Source organism: Ruegeria sp. C11 (genome assembly GCF_056537725.1).
In genome coordinates, this window is sequence record NZ_JBQFSB010000002.1 from 37,551 (window position 1) to 52,918 (window position 15,368).

General features: G+C 54.7%; 15 protein-coding genes. 7 read left to right on the forward strand and 8 right to left on the reverse strand.

All coding sequences use genetic code 11. From position 1 onward, the window contains the following. The first annotated feature begins 24 nt into the window (after nucleotides 1-24). The 6 genes from ACR0NA_RS03495 to ACR0NA_RS03520 all read left to right on the forward strand — a co-directional run bounded on the left by ACR0NA_RS03495 (nucleotide 25) and on the right by ACR0NA_RS03520 (nucleotide 5,842). Nucleotides 25-1,035, forward strand: a complete 1,011-nt coding sequence (locus tag ACR0NA_RS03495) for an NAD(P)H-dependent flavin oxidoreductase (RefSeq protein WP_480726083.1) — start codon at nucleotides 25-27, stop codon at nucleotides 1,033-1,035. Between the two features lie 2 nt (nucleotides 1,036-1,037). After that, the gene (locus ACR0NA_RS03500) at nucleotides 1,038-1,688 is read left to right on the forward strand and encodes a histidine phosphatase family protein (protein ID WP_480726086.1); all 651 of its coding nucleotides are present in this window, start codon (nucleotides 1,038-1,040) and stop codon (nucleotides 1,686-1,688) included. 9 nt (nucleotides 1,689-1,697) lie between these two features. Beyond that, complete coding sequence (locus ACR0NA_RS03505; protein ID WP_480726088.1) at nucleotides 1,698-2,726, forward strand: phosphotransferase; 1,029 nt, start codon at nucleotides 1,698-1,700, stop codon at nucleotides 2,724-2,726. 19 nt (nucleotides 2,727-2,745) lie between these two features. Next, the gene (locus ACR0NA_RS03510; RefSeq protein WP_480726090.1) at nucleotides 2,746-3,534 is read left to right on the forward strand and encodes an IclR family transcriptional regulator; all 789 of its coding nucleotides are present in this window, start codon (nucleotides 2,746-2,748) and stop codon (nucleotides 3,532-3,534) included. A 213-nt stretch (nucleotides 3,535-3,747) separates the two neighbouring features. Next, a complete protein-coding gene (locus ACR0NA_RS03515; protein WP_480726091.1) occupies nucleotides 3,748-4,923 on the forward strand; it encodes a serine hydrolase domain-containing protein in 1,176 nt (391 codons plus the stop codon). Nucleotides 4,924-4,972: 49 nt separating this feature from the next. Next, nucleotides 4,973-5,842: an acyl-CoA thioesterase gene (locus tag ACR0NA_RS03520; protein WP_480726093.1), complete on the forward strand. Its 870-nt coding sequence runs from the start codon at nucleotides 4,973-4,975 to the stop codon at nucleotides 5,840-5,842. Here the strand turns inward: ACR0NA_RS03520 and ACR0NA_RS03525 are convergent. Both ACR0NA_RS03525 and ACR0NA_RS03530 read right to left on the reverse strand, forming a co-directional pair. Further along, nucleotides 5,839-6,609, reverse strand: coding sequence for an SDR family oxidoreductase (locus tag ACR0NA_RS03525; RefSeq protein WP_480726095.1), 771 nt, complete (start codon nucleotides 6,607-6,609; stop codon nucleotides 5,839-5,841). The genes ACR0NA_RS03520 and ACR0NA_RS03525 overlap by 4 nt on opposite strands. A 188-nt stretch (nucleotides 6,610-6,797) precedes the next feature. Next, complete coding sequence (locus ACR0NA_RS03530; protein ID WP_480726097.1) at nucleotides 6,798-8,027, reverse strand: acyl-CoA dehydrogenase; 1,230 nt, start codon at nucleotides 8,025-8,027, stop codon at nucleotides 6,798-6,800. 96 nt (nucleotides 8,028-8,123) lie between these two features. On the opposite strand from ACR0NA_RS03530, the gene ACR0NA_RS03535 reads away from it, so the two are divergent. Next, nucleotides 8,124-9,035 carry a LysR family transcriptional regulator gene (locus ACR0NA_RS03535; RefSeq protein WP_480726100.1) on the forward strand — a complete coding sequence of 304 codons (912 nt, stop codon included), beginning with the start codon at nucleotides 8,124-8,126 and terminating at the stop codon, nucleotides 9,033-9,035. A 2-nt stretch (nucleotides 9,036-9,037) separates the two neighbouring features. Here the strand turns inward: ACR0NA_RS03535 and phoB are convergent, their stop codons facing one another. The 6 genes from phoB to ACR0NA_RS03565 form a co-directional block, all read right to left on the reverse strand. Continuing rightward, nucleotides 9,038-9,727, reverse strand: a complete 690-nt coding sequence (gene phoB / locus ACR0NA_RS03540) for a phosphate regulon transcriptional regulator PhoB (protein ID WP_480726105.1) — start codon at nucleotides 9,725-9,727, stop codon at nucleotides 9,038-9,040. A 13-nt stretch (nucleotides 9,728-9,740) separates the two neighbouring features. Continuing rightward, complete coding sequence (phoU, locus tag ACR0NA_RS03545) at nucleotides 9,741-10,442, reverse strand: phosphate signaling complex protein PhoU (RefSeq protein ID WP_480726108.1); 702 nt, start codon at nucleotides 10,440-10,442, stop codon at nucleotides 9,741-9,743. Between the two features lie 16 nt (nucleotides 10,443-10,458). After that, a complete protein-coding gene (pstB, locus tag ACR0NA_RS03550) occupies nucleotides 10,459-11,256 on the reverse strand; it encodes a phosphate ABC transporter ATP-binding protein PstB (RefSeq protein WP_480726111.1) in 798 nt (265 codons plus the stop codon). A gap of 14 nt (nucleotides 11,257-11,270) precedes the next feature. Then, complete coding sequence (gene pstA, locus ACR0NA_RS03555) at nucleotides 11,271-12,638, reverse strand: phosphate ABC transporter permease PstA (RefSeq protein ID WP_480726113.1); 1,368 nt, start codon at nucleotides 12,636-12,638, stop codon at nucleotides 11,271-11,273. Next, nucleotides 12,635-14,107: a phosphate ABC transporter permease subunit PstC gene (pstC, locus tag ACR0NA_RS03560; protein WP_480726116.1), complete on the reverse strand. Its 1,473-nt coding sequence runs from the start codon at nucleotides 14,105-14,107 to the stop codon at nucleotides 12,635-12,637. The genes pstA and pstC overlap by 4 nt, the downstream gene beginning before the upstream one ends. 80 nt (nucleotides 14,108-14,187) lie before the next feature. Further along, nucleotides 14,188-15,243, reverse strand: a complete 1,056-nt coding sequence (locus ACR0NA_RS03565) for a substrate-binding domain-containing protein (RefSeq protein WP_170655563.1) — start codon at nucleotides 15,241-15,243, stop codon at nucleotides 14,188-14,190. Nucleotides 15,244-15,368: the final 125 nt, after the last annotated feature.

Below are 15,368 nucleotides of genomic sequence, written 5' to 3' on the forward strand. Positions count from 1 at the left end.
TGCATACTAATTGGGGAACGAAGAATGAAAGATTTGATCTGGAACCGTAACGAAGCCCGCCTGCCGGAACAACTTCGGGGATTGCGATTGCCAATGATCGGGTCGCCTCTGTTTATCATCTCCGTTCCCGACCTGGTTATCGCGCAGTGCAAGGCTGGTATCATTGGGTCGTTCCCAGCCCTGAATGCCCGCGAAGCAGCTGGAGAGCCGCCTTTGCTGGAGAGTTGGCTAAGGCAGATCAACGAAGAACTTGATCGTCATAATCAGGACAACCCCGACCAACCCGCCGCGCCCTTTGCGGTGAACCAGATCGTGCATCGTTCGAATGAAAGGTTGGAGAGAGATCTTGAGATTTGTACGCGATGGAAAGTCCCGGTCTGGATCACGTCACTGGGTGCACGGGTAGAAGTCAACGAAGCCGCTCACAGCTGTGGTGGCGTCGTTCTGCATGATGTGATCAACAATACGTTCGCCAGGAAAGCCATTGATAAAGGCGCCGACGGATTGATCGCCGTCGCAGCCGGGGCTGGGGGGCATGCAGGACAGCAATCCCCGTTGGCTCTGATCCGGGAAATCCGGCAATGGTTCGACGGCCCTCTGGCCTTGTCCGGAGCAATTGCAAGCGGAGAAGCGTTGTTGGCGGCACGGGCCATGGGGGCTGATTTCGGGTATGTCGGCTCGCCGTTCATCGCAACGCATGAGGCAAGCGCACACGACGATTACAAACGCCTGATTGTCGAAAGTGGCGCTGAGGACATCGTGTATTCGTCTTTGTTTACTGGGGTTCACGGGAATTACCTGAAGAAATCAGTCGAACGTGCGGGTATGGATCCGGAAAACCTGCCATCAGCCGACGCGAGTTCAATGAGCTTCAGTCAGGGATCTGCCAAACCCAAGGCATGGAAAGAGATTTGGGGGTCGGGGCAGGGTATCGGTGATATAACCGAAGTTGTCAGCACTGCAGACCTGATCAATCGTATCGATCGCGAGTACAGGAATGCCGGGGCGAAACTAGCATCCGAGTTCACAGGCTAACCATGGCGGAACTTCTGGTAATCCGGCATGCACAAGCATCATTCGGCGCAGATGACTATGATCGTCTGAGCGAATTGGGCCACAAACAATCTGCACTTGCAGGGGATGCCTTGAGGGCTTCGGGCTGGGTACCTGACAGAGTCGTCACGGGGACATTGTTTCGTCAAAAGGAAACTGCGACCTCGATGGGGTTCGATGTCGAAACCGACGAGCATTTCGGTTGGAATGAATACGATTTTCACGACCTCCTTCGTGTGAAGTTTGGCGGGGTAATACCGGACCCGGTGCAGTATGACCGAAAGACCCATTTTCGTACCCTGCGCGAAACTCTGGCCGAGTGGCAGGCCGGGGGACTTGAGAACGCCAAGGAAAGCTGGATTTCCTTCAAGCGCCGGATTGAAGAAGCGCGATCTTTTTCAACGGATACCAACGCAAACCGCGTGCTCGTCGTAAGCTCTGGCGGGGCTATCGGCCAACTGGTCGCGGCAACTCTCAGGGCACCGCCGGATCAGATGATTGCCTTGAACCTGCAGGTCAAAAACACCTCGATGACAAGGTTCATATTCACGCCCAAGGCGTTCTTTTTACATGAATTCAATGTAACTCCGCATTTCGCGCCGCATGAAGTGGCCGGAATGTTGACCTATAGTTAAGGGCTGCCAATGAACGATGTTTCAAACCACCTCGATCTGAAAGCAGTGGACGCGTATCTTCGAGAGAATCTTGAGGGTTATGAAGGTCCAGTTAGCGCGACCAAGTTCGCGGTCGGACAGTCGAACCCGACTTTCCTGCTGGAAACCCCCTCAAAAAAGTATGTTCTGCGGCGAAAACCGCCGGGAGTTCTTCTCAAATCCGCGCATGCGGTGGATCGTGAGTTTCGTGTTCAGAAGGTGCTGGCCGATAGCAGGGTGCCTGTACCCCGCATGTACACATTATGCGAAGACGACGAAGTTATTGGGTCAGCCTTCTACGTTATGGAACATCTGGACGGCCGCAACTTTGACGAACCATCCATGAAAGGGGAAACAAACGAAACCCGCGCGGCGGTAATCGATGAAATGAACCGGGTTCTGGCCGAATTGCACAGCGTCGATATCGATGCGGTGGGGTTGTCGGAATATGGGCCACCGGGAAACTACTTTGAAAGACAGATAGGCCGCTGGACCAAGCAATATCGCGCGTCTGAGACTGCAAAAATCCAACAGATGGATCAACTGATCCACGCGTTGGAGGTCAACATGCCCGCCGACGACGGACAGAGAACGCTGGTTCACGGTGACTATCGAATAGACAACATGATGTTCGAAAAAAACGGCACACGCTGTCTGGGAATTCTGGACTGGGAGTTGTCGACAATTGGCCACCCTTATGCAGATCTGGCGGCGGTTATCATGCAATGGCAGATGCCTCCAGGAAAAGACGGGCGCGGCCTGGCTGGGATTGACAGGCAATCCTTGGGTTTGCCATCCGACCAAGAGTTCATTGCAAGTTACCTTAAGCGCCGCGGGTTACCAGCAATCGAGAACTTCGGCTTTTACCTCGCTTTCAATTTCTTTCGCATGGCGGCAATCATTCAGGGCGTTTACAAGCGAGCGCTGGATGGCAACGCGTCCAATCCGGAAAGGGCGAAGATGTTAGGTCAATATGTACCTGTGTTTGCCCAAAACGGACTTGATGCATTGAAACAGTAGCTCCAGCAGCGCGAACAAGATGGAACGAGGTTTGACACCACAAGACGAAAAAGATCGAAATTTTGTCACCGCGCTGGCGCGTGGCCTGGATATTCTGCGGTGTTTTCGATCCGGAGAGACAACGCTCACAAACCTTGATTTTTCAGACCGAACCGGATTGCCCAAGCCCACGGTTTCACGCCTGACGCACACATTGTGCCAGTTGGGGTATCTGGTGCAGGAACAACAAGGAGGGTCATACCGCCTAGGGGTAGGGGTCTTGCGCCTGGGGTTTTCTGCCTTGGCCTCAATCGATGTATGCGACCGGTCTGCTGTTGCACTAAGAAATCTGCGCGACGGGCCCAATTCCTATATTACCGCCGCTCTGGGTGAGGCACATCGTTCCGATGTCATCTACGTAGCAGTAAACAGATCGCGTGAGAACGTTGCCTTGACCATGCATGTAGGGTCACGGTTGCCTTTGTTTTATTCATCCATGGGCCGTTCGATCCTTGCCGGGATGTCGGAAGCAGAGCAGGAAGCGGCCGTTTCAGCGGCATTCGATGATCTTGGCCGTTCGCAGGACGAACTTCGGGCAATAGTTCGGTCCGCCAAGGAAGAATGCAGCGCCAAGGGGTACTGTACCGGTTATGGACTGTGGCGCGAAGACGTTAACGCGATTTCCGCTCCGGTCCATTCTCTGGAGGATGGCCGAATATTCGGGCTTAATGTTGGTGGGCCCAGTTTTCACGTCTCACCCCGCCAATTGGAGGAAGATTACGCCGAGAAACTGGTGCAGGCAGCAAGGTTTCTTGGAATGAAGCCGTAACAAGCCGCAATCTTCTTCAGAGAAAGCTCAAATTCAATTTTAAGGCAGCGCGCTGTGAAGTGGGTCAGATTAGGATGCGTATTCCTACGTACTTCCTTCTCCGCCCACTCCGAAGGACACTCAGTTCATGCAACGTAAGGAGAGCCTGCAGGAATGGATACGTCTACACATCATGGATTCGATCAATCCAGGTTGAATCGTATCTCTTCCTGGATGCAGCAATATGTTGACGAGCGTAAATATGCCGGCAGCTCTGTCCTGATAACCCGCTCGGGTAGCGAAGTTTATTTCAACGAGACGGGATTGCGCAGTGTCGAAAACAGCCTCCCGTTCCAGCGTGACACGCTGGTGAGAATCTATTCAATGACCAAGCCGGTGACTACGGTTGCATTGATGATGCTGGTGGAACGAGGGCTTCTCCGGCTTGATGCCCCGGTCGCCGAGATTATTCCATCGTTCGACGATAGGTACGCCCTGATCCCCGAAGCAGTGGGAACCGATCAGGTCGAGCCGTCATCGGTACCCTCGCTGCGCCAGTTGCTGACGCATACAAGCGGGCTCAGCTATTCCTTCAACCCGGGTATCCTGCCTAAGGCGATGGACGAACAGGGCCTGACGTTCAAGCCCAATCAGGGTGAATTGTCGGTGATGGTTGATGCCCTGGCGGCTCTGCCACTTGCTTTTCAGCCGGGTTCGCGCTGGGAGTATTCTGTTGGTATCGACGTCATAGGGCGTGTTGTTGAAATTGTTTCTGGCAAAACACTTGAACGCTTCTTTCAGGATGAAATTTTCGAACCTCTCGGAATGACAGAAACAGGGTTTTCTGCGCCAACAGGGGCAGGGGACAGATTTGCGTCCCTTTATACACCGCTCGAGGGCGACGCGATGGCCCTTAATGCGGCCAAATCAGGCGACGAGACTTTGCGTTTGGTAGATCAGGCCGGGAATTCTCCTTTTGAAAATGCGGTCCTGTATTCCGGTGGTGGAGGTTTGGTCAGTACGATCGATGATTACTGTCGGTTTGCAGATATGCTCCGCAGTGGCGGTATGGGCGTGAACGGCAGGCTTTTGGAAGCTGAGACCATAAAGTTGATGATGCGCAATCACCTGCCGGGCGACATTGCATCGATGGGTCCGCAAAGTTTCGCTGAACAACCAATGGAAGGTATGGGATTTGGCCTTGGGGGCGCCGTTATGCTGGATCCGGTCAAAGCACATGTAGCAGGATCTGTTGGCGATTTCAGTTGGGGTGGAATGGCCTCGACCTTTTTCTGGATTGATCCGGTGCACGATCTGACAGTGATCTTTTTTACACAGCTTTCCCCGTCCAGTTCATATCCTTCGCGATCCGAGCTAAAAGCGCTTGTTCACGCCGCACTCATTGATTGACCTTGAGCGGGCTGATACCTGAATGCAGGGCTGAAACTAAGGACACACAATGACGGAAGCGGAGCGCATTCTTCTTGACCTGCTGAACCTGGAAAGGCTCGAGGTCGATCTGTTTCGCGGCACCGGGTCCGGGGGCGAAACGCCAACACGAATATACGGAGGGCAGGTGGTTGCCCAAGCTTTGGCTGCTGCTTATCGCACTGTCGAGGGTCGGCTTTGTCATTCGCTGCACGCCTATTTCATTCGCCCCGGCGATCCAAGTATACCCGTTGTTTATCAGGTAGATAGAGCGCGAGATGGAGGTTCTTTCACCACTCGGCGCGTAGTGGCCATCCAGCACGGCAAGCAAATTCTGAATTTGTCCGCATCGTTCCACGTACAGGATGAAGGTTGGGATTATCAACATCCCATGCCCAGTGTCGAAAAAGCCGAGCACCATCCGTCCCGAGACGAATTGAGGCAGAAGTACCTTGATCGGGTACCAGAGAATTTCCGAAAGGAATTCATGCGTGAGCGGCCGATCGAAGTACGGGAAGTCGACCCGCTGGATCTTTTTGATCCCGTTAAGGCCGACGATCGGAATCACCTTTGGTTCCGCATGGGTGCTGCCGCAGGCGCCGACCCACAAACGCAGCATATTCTGCTGGCCTACGCGTCTGATATGGCACTGCTGAGTTCCGGTATGCGCCCTCACGGGTTGAGCTGGTTCAAACGCGAAGTGAACGGCGCCAGCCTGGATCACACCATGTGGTTTCATGCGCCGATTCAATTCGAAAACTGGCACCTGTATTCGATGGACGCACCTTGGACAGGGCAGGGGCGTAGCTTCAACCGAGGTTCGATCTACACGGAAGATGGCGTATTGGTTGCGTCGGTCGCTCAGGAAGGACTTATGCGCCGGCCTCTGAGAAAGGGTTAACTATCACCGCTAAACTGCCTATTTAACTTGCGCATTCCGCCAATCCACCTGTCATAATCTGACGTCTTAAGGCGCATATAGTCCAATACCTGCGGGTGTGGTAAAATTAGGAAGCGTTCGTCGCGAATTGCCTCAACACAGGCTTCAGCTACGTGCTCAGGTTCCAGCATTCCATCTATTGCTGCTACGGAATCTTCGTGCCCACGGGTCATTTCAGATCGAACGGCCTGAGGGCACAACACCGAAACCCCAATTCCTTTATCGCCGTATGTCAAAGCCAGCCACTCGGCCAGACCAACCGCTGCGTGCTTGGTAACCCCATAAGGCGCCGCACCCGGTTGATTTAGCAGCCCGGCCGCCGAGGCTGTGTTCAACAGATAACCACCACCACGGGCAATCATGCGTGGCACTACATGACGCGCAGCCCAAACATGGGACATGAGATTGATGTCCCAAATTCGGTTCCAATCTTCGTCCGGAACGTCGAGGCCACCCAGCGTCAGAATGCCAGCGTTCGAGCAGAACAAATCAATTGGCCCAATATCTTTTTCGACAGTTGTAATCAGCGCCTCGATGTTGGCTTCACTGGAAACATCGCACTTGAGAGCAACGCCACCGATTTCTTCCGCTACGACCCGCGCAGCGGCCAGATCGATATCGGCGCATACGACGCACTTGGGGTTTTCTTTGGCAAACCGTTCGGCCAATCCTTTACCGATACCACCGGCTGCGCCTGTAATGACTACAATCCTGTCTTTTAGTTCCATGTCCCAATCCAAATTTCCGGCATCAAACTTATGTTTCAACCGAGGATCGTAGTGATGGGATAACAAACGGCCAAGGGTGGACGCGTGGTACGTCGCGTCACCCTTTAATTACCATAATACCGATTATGCGGTTATTGTCAGATGCCTATGTAGACGCGCACATCGACATTCAGCCACAATCCCCGCCGTTAGAAGAATGCCTGAAGCCCTGTTTGTGCGCGGCCCAGGATCAGTGCGTGAACATCGTGTGTTCCTTCGTAGGTATTCACGGTTTCAAGATTCACCATGTGCCGTACGACATTGAATTCCAACGAAATACCGTTTCCGCCATGCATGTCCCGCGACATCCGCGCGATATCCAGCGCTTTGCCACAGTTGTTGCGTTTGACGATAGATACCATTTCAGGCGCAGCGTTGGCTTCATCCAGAAGACGTCCGACCCGAAGACTGGATTGCAATCCCAACGCTATCTCAGTCTGCATATCAGCGAGTTTTCGTTGAAACAGTTGAGTTTGCGCCAGCGGCCGATTGAACTGCTTGCGGTCCAGACCGTATTGCCGGGCAGCATGCCAACAACATTCGGCGGCCCCCATAACTCCCCAGCTGATCCCGTACCGTGCCCGGTTCAAACATCCGAACGGACCTTTCAAACCTTGAACGTGAGGTAGCAGAGCGTCTTCGCCGACCTCGACGTTATCCAGAACGATTTCGCCAGTGATCGACGCGCGCAGGCTCAGCTTGTTTTGGATCTTGGGCGCACTCAGACCCTTGGCGCCCTTCTCAAGGACAAACCCACGGATTTTTCCGTCATGCGCATCAGACTTTGCCCAAACCACGAAAACGTCGGCGATAGGTGAATTCGAAATCCACATCTTGCTACCGGTCAGTCTGTAGCCGCCTTCAATTTTCTCAGCCCGTGTTTTCATTCCTGCGGGGTCCGATCCGGCATCAGCTTCGGTCAGCCCGAAACAGCCGATCCATTCGCCGCTGGCAAGTTTAGGCAGATATTTCCTCCGCTGTTCCTCGCTGCCGTAGGCGTAGATCGGGTACATGACCAATGAACTTTGGACAGACATCATGGACCGATAACCGGAATCCACACGCTCAACTTCCCGTGCGACCAACCCGTAGGTGACATAGCCCGCGCCAATGCCGCCATATTCTTCGGGGATCGTTGTTCCCAGCAATCCCATTTCACCCATCTCACGGAAAATCTCCGGATCGGTTTCTTCATTCTGGAATGCTTCGGTAACGCGTGGCTGCAGCTTTTCCTGTGCATAGGCATAGGCGCTGTCTGCAACCATCCGTTCATCTTCGGTCAGCTGTTCCGATAACCGAAACGGATCGTCCCAAGTGAATGTTCCGAGATCAGGTGCATCCTTGGCGCGAAGGGTTGGTTTTGGATCCGGGGCATTCATGGCACAACTCCACTTCATCTGTTTGGCGCACCCTACTCTGCCATTGCATCAAGATACAGCGAGACTTTTTCACAGTTTCATGAGTAAAACGCATACATGAAAACATCACGCAGACTTTTGCCGTCACTTTCCTCGTTACGCGCTTTGGAGGCGCTGGACCGCCTTGGCTCTGCTTCAGCAGTTGCAGACGAACTTTCACTGACACAAAGCGCGATCAGTCGGCAATTGCAGACGCTGGAATCGCAGCTTGATGTCGAGCTGATTAGCCGCGACAGAAAAAGGCTGTCACTGACGCCGGTAGCACAGGATTATGTTAGTGAAATCCGGCAGGCCCTGAATCAGATAACTCAGGCTTCTTTCAGGTTGCACGTAGCGCCCGTTGGCGGAACGCTGAACCTTGCAATACTTCCGACATTTGGTATGCGCTGGCTGATGCCCCGGCTGCCCGAATTCGCGCGACTGCACCCCGACATCACAATCAACATGTCAACGCGGCTCAGGCCCTTCAGCTTTGCGTCAGAACCATTTGATGCAGCACTGCATTTTGGCGAACCTGATTGGCCCGGAACTGATCGCCTGCTCCTCAAGATCGAACATGTTCTGCCAGTCTGCGCGCCGTCTCTTTTGCCCAATGGGACACCCAAGTCGCCGAAGGATCTGCTAAAGATTCCTCTTTTGCATATTCAGACGCGTCCCAGTGCCTGGCAGGATTGGTTTCGGCAGATGGGGGTTACACATCCCTCTCCCCTGCCCGGCACTATTCATGACCAATTTTCGACGATCAGTCAGGCTGCGCTTCATGGGTTGGGCGCCGCTCTTTTACCAAATTACCTAGTAGAGCAGGAACTGGCCACGGGCAAGCTGATCGCTGCCTTTCCCGACGCGGTCGAGACGGTGGGCGCCTACTACTTGGTCTGGCCCAAGACCAAAGGCGACGATCCTTCCTTGCGGGAGTTTCGTCATTGGCTGGCGTCGCATGCGCAATCCGAAGACACGTTACCGCGGTAGGATTAACCCAGTGCGTACCCCGCACCGCGTACTGTACGAACCGGATCTGCGCCACCGTGCTGTGTCAGGGCCTTGCGCAGACGTCCGATATGCACGTCAACGGTCCGCGTATCGACATAAATATCGCGACCCCAAACACGGTCCAGCAGTTGCTCCCTGCTCCAAACACGTCCCGGTTTTTCCATGAAGGTGCTCAGCAAGCGAAACTCGGTCGGGCCAAGCTTCAAGGGTTTTTCACCTCGGCTGACCTTGTGTGTCTCTGAATCCAGAACGATGTCGTCGAACTCAAGGCGAAGTCCAACTGTCGCAGGGCGGACGCGGCGCAATTGTGTCCGAACCCGCGCCATCAATTCGACAATGGAATATGGTTTCACCACATAATCATCTGCGCCGGTCTCAAGACCACGAACCTTGTCCACTTCTTCGCTGCGGGCCGAAAGCATGATGATCGGGATCGAACGCGTATCCGGGCGGGACTTCAGCCGCCGGCAAACTTCGATCCCGCTGAGGTTGGGCATCATCCAGTCAAGGACGATGATATCCGGACAGTCCTCATCCACCAGCAGCAGCGCTTCGTCGCCGCTTTCTGCCTTGGATACCTGGAAACCCTCGGCTTCGAGGTTGTAGGCAAGCACCTCTCGCTGGGCCAATTCATCCTCGACAACCAGAACTGTCGGCTGATCTGCGGACATGGAACGCAGCCTCCTAGATGGTTTGCGACGTTGTGTCGGCTTTGGGCCGAGACTCTGTCGGGCGCTCGCCGGTAACAAGATATACGACCTGCTCGGCGATTGCCGTTACATGATCGCCCATACGCTCGATATTCTTGGCGATGAAATGCAGATGCATGCATGAGGAAATGTTGCGCGGGTCTTCGGCCATAAAGGTCAAAAACTCGCGGAACAGACCGTTATACATCTGGTCGACATCCTCATCCCGACCGATCACGTCAGAAGCCAACTCAGCGTCCCGCTGAATATAGGCATCCAATGCATCACGCAGCATGACTTCGACTTCACGCGCCATACGCCGCAGGGCCGAGGCGCTGCCGTTAACTTCATGCGCATTGACCAGAACCGTTGTGCGCTTGGCGATGTTCTTGGCGTAGTCACCGATCCGTTCCAGATTGGCCGAAACCTTGAGCACCGAAAGCACCAGCCGCAGATCCCCTGCGGTAGGCGCACGCAAAGCGATCAGACGCGCGGTTTCTTCGTTGATCAGTTCCTCCAGCGCGTCGATGGCCTTGTCGCCCTGTCGAACGTTTTGGGCCAGTTCCTCATCACGGGTTTCCAGCGACCGGGCGGCGCCCATGATCGCTGCTTCGACCATGCCGCCCATTTTCATGATATGAGCCTGGATCGCTTCGAGGTCGCGATCGAATGCGGATGCGATATGTTGTTCGGTCATTTGTAAATACCTGTCCTCAGCCGATACGGCCGGTGATGTAACTTTCGGTGCGGGGGTCTTCGGGGTTGGTAAAGATCTGACCGGTCTCACCGAACTCCACGAGATTGCCCAAATGAAAGAATGCCGTTTTCTGACTGACCCGCGCGGCCTGCTGCATCGAGTGGGTCACGATCACCACCGAGTAGCGCTTGCGCAGTTCGTCGATCAGTTCCTCGACCTGTGCAGTCGCGATCGGATCGAGGGCCGAGCAAGGCTCGTCCATCAACAGAACCTCGGGCGCGGTTGCGACGGCGCGTGCGATGCACAAGCGCTGTTGCTGCCCCCCGGACAGACCGGTTCCGGGCGCGTCCAGGCGATCCTTGACTTCATCCCAGATGGCCCCACGGCGCAGGGATTTCTCAACGATCTCATCCAGTTCCGCTTTGTTCTTGGCGAGCCCATGAATGCGTGGGCCATAGGCCACATTGTCATAGATCGACTTGGGAAACGGGTTTGGTTTTTGAAACACCATGCCGACCTTGGCGCGCAATTGCACCGGATCGACACGCTTGTCATAGATGTCTTCGCCGTCCAACAGGATATCGCCCTTGACCCGGCAAATGTCGATGGTGTCATTCATCCGGTTCAGGCACCGAAGGAAAGTTGATTTTCCGCAACCTGACGGGCCGATAAAGGCGGTTACGGTCTTGTCTTCGATTTCGACGTTCACGTCTTTGATGGCGTGTGTGTCGCCGTAATAGACCTGAACGTCTTTGGCGGCGATCTTGATATCACGGGATTCCACGGTTCTCTCCAGTCGAGACATATCGTTCATTTCTTTTGCCTCACTTACCAGCGGCGTTCAAAGCGGCGGCGCAGGATCACGGCCACAGTATTCATGGTCACGAGGAAGATCAGCAGGATGATGATGCCTCCCCAAGCGCGTTCATAAAAGGCCGGATCGGCGCGTTTTGACCACTCATAGATTTGCGCGGGCATGGCCGAGTTCGGCGACAAAAACCCTGCGACCAGACTATCGGGCGGGTTCGACGCGATGAAGCCGACCATCCCGATCAGCAACAGCGGTGCGGTTTCTCCAAGTGCCTGCGCCAGACCAATAATGGTACCTGTTAGAATACCAGGTGCGGCCAGTGGCAGAACATGGTGGAACACCGCCTGCATTTTCGAGGCCCCTACCCCAAGCGCCGCATCCCGGATCGAGGGCGGCACCGCTTTGAGTGAGGCGCGTGTTGAGATGATGATTGTCGGCAGCGTCATTAGCGTCAGCACAAGCCCGCCAACCAGCGGCGCCGAGGTCGGCAGGTGCATGTAGTTGATGAACACGGCCAGACCCAGAATACCGAAGACAATCGACGGCACGGCTGCAAGGTTCGAGATGTTAACCTCGATGATATCCGTCAGTCGGTTTTGCGGTGCAAATTCCTCAAGATAGATCGAAGCGGCCACACCAATCGGCAATGCCAGTGCCAGAACGACCAGCATCATGAACAGCGACCCCAGCATCGACACGCCAATTCCTGCGGCTTCCGGACGCTGGTCCGAAGCATCCGCGCCGAAAATAAAGTCGGGATTGAACGCCTTGTACAGGATGCCGGCACTGATCAACTGATCGACGAAATCCAGTTGCTCGACCGAGATACTTTTGTCGTTTGCAATGGATTCGCGGGTCACGCGCCCTTTGACGTACCCATCGACACGGCTGTTCGCCAGGAACTTGAAGCTGACAGTGTTTCCAATTTCGTCTGGGTTCGCGATTACATAGTTTCTCAACTTGGCCAGCGCGGATTTGGACAGGATGCCGCCCATCTTCTTTGGCGACAGATCGGTCTGGATACCTAGTTCAGCGACCTTGTCCTCCAGCGCCTTGGAGACCAGGGGGGCATACCCAAAAGTCGAGACCTTCTTGATCTCATCAATGTTTCGTTTGCCGTTCTTGTCCAGCTTGCTTGCCAGCAGATTGACATCGAGTTCCAGATAGGTCTGCTGAAACGCGCCCACTCCTGCGGTGACGATGTTGGTAACCAGTACGGCCAACATAAGCAGACCGACGCTGATAGCCGCGATTCCGTACATTTTGAACCGGCTTTCAGCGGCATTGCGCCGCTTCGTGCGCGCATCTTTTTCGAACAGCGACCCACCTTTGCCGCTTGCACCGGGCACCGGAGCGTTTGGTGGTGTTTGAGAGATATCGGTCATTCGTACTGTTCCCGGTATTTACGTACGATGTAGAGGGCAAAGATATTCAGCCCCAGTGTAATAACAAACAGGGTCAAACCCAGCGCAAAGGCCACCAGTGTCTCGGCGCTGGCAAAATCCGTGTCACCCGTTAGCTGGCTGACAATCCTTGTGGTGATCGTTGTCATCGCCTCAAACGGGTTTAGCGAAAACTTCGCGATTGCACCGGCGGCCATCACAACGATCATCGTTTCACCGATGGCACGGCTCGCAGCCAACAAGATGGCGCCCACGATCCCCGGCAGCGCGGCAGGCAGAACAACCTGTCGTACTGTCTCGGAATGGGTGGCTCCCAGCCCGAGCGAACCGTCGCGCATCGATTGAGGCACCGCGTTGATAATGTCATCGGACAGCGATGACACAAACGGGATAAGCATGATCCCCATGACCAGGCCCGCTGTCAGCACCGCGTTCGAACTGGCCATCCATCCAACGCCAATTGCGCCACCGTTGCCAAACAACGCAACCAGCGCCGGGCCGACGGTTAGCAGGGCAAACAGACCATAAACAATGGTCGGAATACCCGCCAGAATTTCAAGCAGGGGTTTCGCCAGTGAACGTGTTGCAACAGAGGCGTATTCCGACAGATAAATCGCAGCGAACAACCCGATTGGGACTGCCACGAACAACGCGATCAAAGAAATGTACAGCGTTCCCCAAAGCAGCGGCAGAATGGATAATTCACTGCCTCCGCGAAAGTTAGGGGCCCAGGTGCTGCCGAAAAAGAAATCCTTCCAGGAATGCAACTGAAAGAAGTTCATCGTTTCGAACAGCATCGACAAAACGATGCCGATGGTCGTCAGGATCGCAATTGAAGCGGCCAACAAAAGCAATGCGAGAATGCCCCGCTCAACCACGTTGCGCGCCCGAAATTCCTTGTGAGTTCGAACATAGGAAAAAGCCCAGCCCAGCAAGGCTACTGCTACGACCGCAATCTGCATCGCGATCTTTCCGTTTGCGTTCATAACGCGGTATTCTTGTGCAGCGCGCAAAACAGGCGTCGTTACGTTTTGAGTGATTACCTGTCCGGCCTCTTTCAGGCGGGCGGTTACATCCGTGATGTCCGCGCGCGCGTTTTGCGCGAATTCCTCGGTTATGGCACCTGAAGCTATTGCGCCGTCCAACCCGTCGGCGACACGGCGAACCTCGCTCATAATAAGCCCACGGGTGGAACCTTCCGGGATGGCCTCGTCTGGGATCATGCCAGATGCGGTATTGTTGACGATAAGTGGCTGAACCAACAACCAAATGATCAACAAGGCGAGTGCAGGAACCAGCGCACTGAGTGCCACGTTGTACCCGTAATAGGACGGCAGAGAGTGCAACTCTCGTGCGTCACCCTGTGCACTGGACAAAGCACGCGTGCGGCCCGCCAAAAAGCCAACCGCTGAAATTACGATCAGGACGATCAACAGCCATGATAGAGGCATAAGAACTCCGTGGGGAGGAGAAGTTTGGAGTCAATGTGAACCGGGGCATTCGTAACGCCCCGGTTCTAATGAGGTCTGGATCAGGAACCGCCGCCCAGGACGGTTTCGTTTGCCACTGCGTCCTGCACCTTGGCCAGTTCCGGATCGGAAACCAGTCCGTACTGTGCCAGAGGGCCGTCAGGGCCGGCAATCTCATCCGCGACGAAGAACTCAGCATATTCCTTCAGGCCAGGGATCACGCCGATATGAGCTTTCTTCACGTAGAAGAACAGCGGGCGGGAAACCGGATATTCGCCTGTAGCGATGGTTTCGGTCGACGGCGTCACATCCGACATCGTCGCAACCTGCAGCTTGTCGGTGTTGTTTTCGTAGAATGCCAGACCAAAGACGCCGATACCGTCCTTGTTGCTGTCGATGCGCGCCAGGGTCTCGGTGTAGTCACCATCGATGTCGACAGAAACGCCGTCGGTGCGCAGAGCAATACATGCTTTCTCAGCTGCTTTTTTCTTGGCCTTGTCGCTATCGCCCTCAGCAGCGGCAAGATAGACGTCAAAGTCACCAAGGTGTTCACAACCCGCCAGGATCACTTTGTCTTCGAAAACTTCACGGGTGCCGTGCTTGGTGCCCGGGATAAAGGCGGCAATCGGCTGTGCCGGGAAGTTTGCGTTGACCTGATCCCACGTCTTGTAGGGGTTGTCGACCAGCGCGCCATCAACGACGACCTGAGCGGACAGGGCCTTGTACCAGTCCTCTGGCGTGAATTCGAACGAGTTACCGTTGATGTCGCTGGCGAAGACAATGCCGTCATAGCCAATCTGAACTTCGATGATGTCAGTCACACCATTGTCGGCGCAGGCTTTGATTTCCTTCTCACGAATTTGGCGCGACGCATTGGCCACGTCGATGGTGTTTTCGCCAACACCTTCACAGAAACGCTTGAGGCCTGCAGAGGAGCCACCCGATTCAACAACCGGTGTGGGGAAGTCAAAGTTCTCACCGAAGGCTTCAGCTACGATCGACGCGTATGGCAGTACGGTCGAAGAACCGGCAACCTGAACCTGATCACGGGCTGCTGCAGTGGTGGCCGATACGGCCGCGATAGCAAGCGCCGAAGCCGACAGTTTTACAAAGGACATTTCAGTCTCCTTGGTAATGAATTTCAACGATCACCCCTATGATGATCCTGCGCGAACCCCTACGAGCGGCACGTAAGCCTTTTGTGACAGCTGTGTAACAGTATTATGACAAGGAGCCTGAAATT

Excerpts from the sequence above, each read along its gene's own strand:
- ACR0NA_RS03530 (WP_480726097.1), bottom strand. The coding sequence starts at position 8,027 with ATGAATGCCCCGGATCCAAAACCAACCCTTCGCGCCAAGGATGCACCT.
- phoB (WP_480726105.1), bottom strand. The coding sequence starts at position 9,727 with ATGTCCGCAGATCAGCCGACAGTTCTGGTTGTCGAGGATGAATTGGCC.
- ACR0NA_RS03520 (WP_480726093.1), top strand. The coding sequence starts at position 4,973 with ATGACGGAAGCGGAGCGCATTCTTCTTGACCTGCTGAACCTGGAAAGG.
- ACR0NA_RS03505 (WP_480726088.1), top strand. The coding sequence starts at position 1,698 with ATGAACGATGTTTCAAACCACCTCGATCTGAAAGCAGTGGACGCGTAT.
- pstC (WP_480726116.1), bottom strand. The coding sequence starts at position 14,107 with ATGCCTCTATCATGGCTGTTGATCGTCCTGATCGTAATTTCAGCGGTT.
- ACR0NA_RS03515 (WP_480726091.1), top strand. The coding sequence starts at position 3,748 with ATGCAGCAATATGTTGACGAGCGTAAATATGCCGGCAGCTCTGTCCTG.
- ACR0NA_RS03510 (WP_480726090.1), top strand. The coding sequence starts at position 2,746 with ATGGAACGAGGTTTGACACCACAAGACGAAAAAGATCGAAATTTTGTC.
- pstA (WP_480726113.1), bottom strand. The coding sequence starts at position 12,638 with ATGACCGATATCTCTCAAACACCACCAAACGCTCCGGTGCCCGGTGCA.
- ACR0NA_RS03535 (WP_480726100.1), top strand. The coding sequence starts at position 8,124 with ATGAAAACATCACGCAGACTTTTGCCGTCACTTTCCTCGTTACGCGCT.
- pstB (WP_480726111.1), bottom strand. The coding sequence starts at position 11,256 with ATGAACGATATGTCTCGACTGGAGAGAACCGTGGAATCCCGTGATATC.
- ACR0NA_RS03495 (WP_480726083.1), top strand. The coding sequence starts at position 25 with ATGAAAGATTTGATCTGGAACCGTAACGAAGCCCGCCTGCCGGAACAA.
- phoU (WP_480726108.1), bottom strand. The coding sequence starts at position 10,442 with ATGACCGAACAACATATCGCATCCGCATTCGATCGCGACCTCGAAGCG.
- ACR0NA_RS03500 (WP_480726086.1), top strand. The coding sequence starts at position 1,038 with ATGGCGGAACTTCTGGTAATCCGGCATGCACAAGCATCATTCGGCGCA.
- ACR0NA_RS03565 (WP_170655563.1), bottom strand. The coding sequence starts at position 15,243 with ATGTCCTTTGTAAAACTGTCGGCTTCGGCGCTTGCTATCGCGGCCGTA.
- ACR0NA_RS03525 (WP_480726095.1), bottom strand. The coding sequence starts at position 6,609 with ATGGAACTAAAAGACAGGATTGTAGTCATTACAGGCGCAGCCGGTGGT.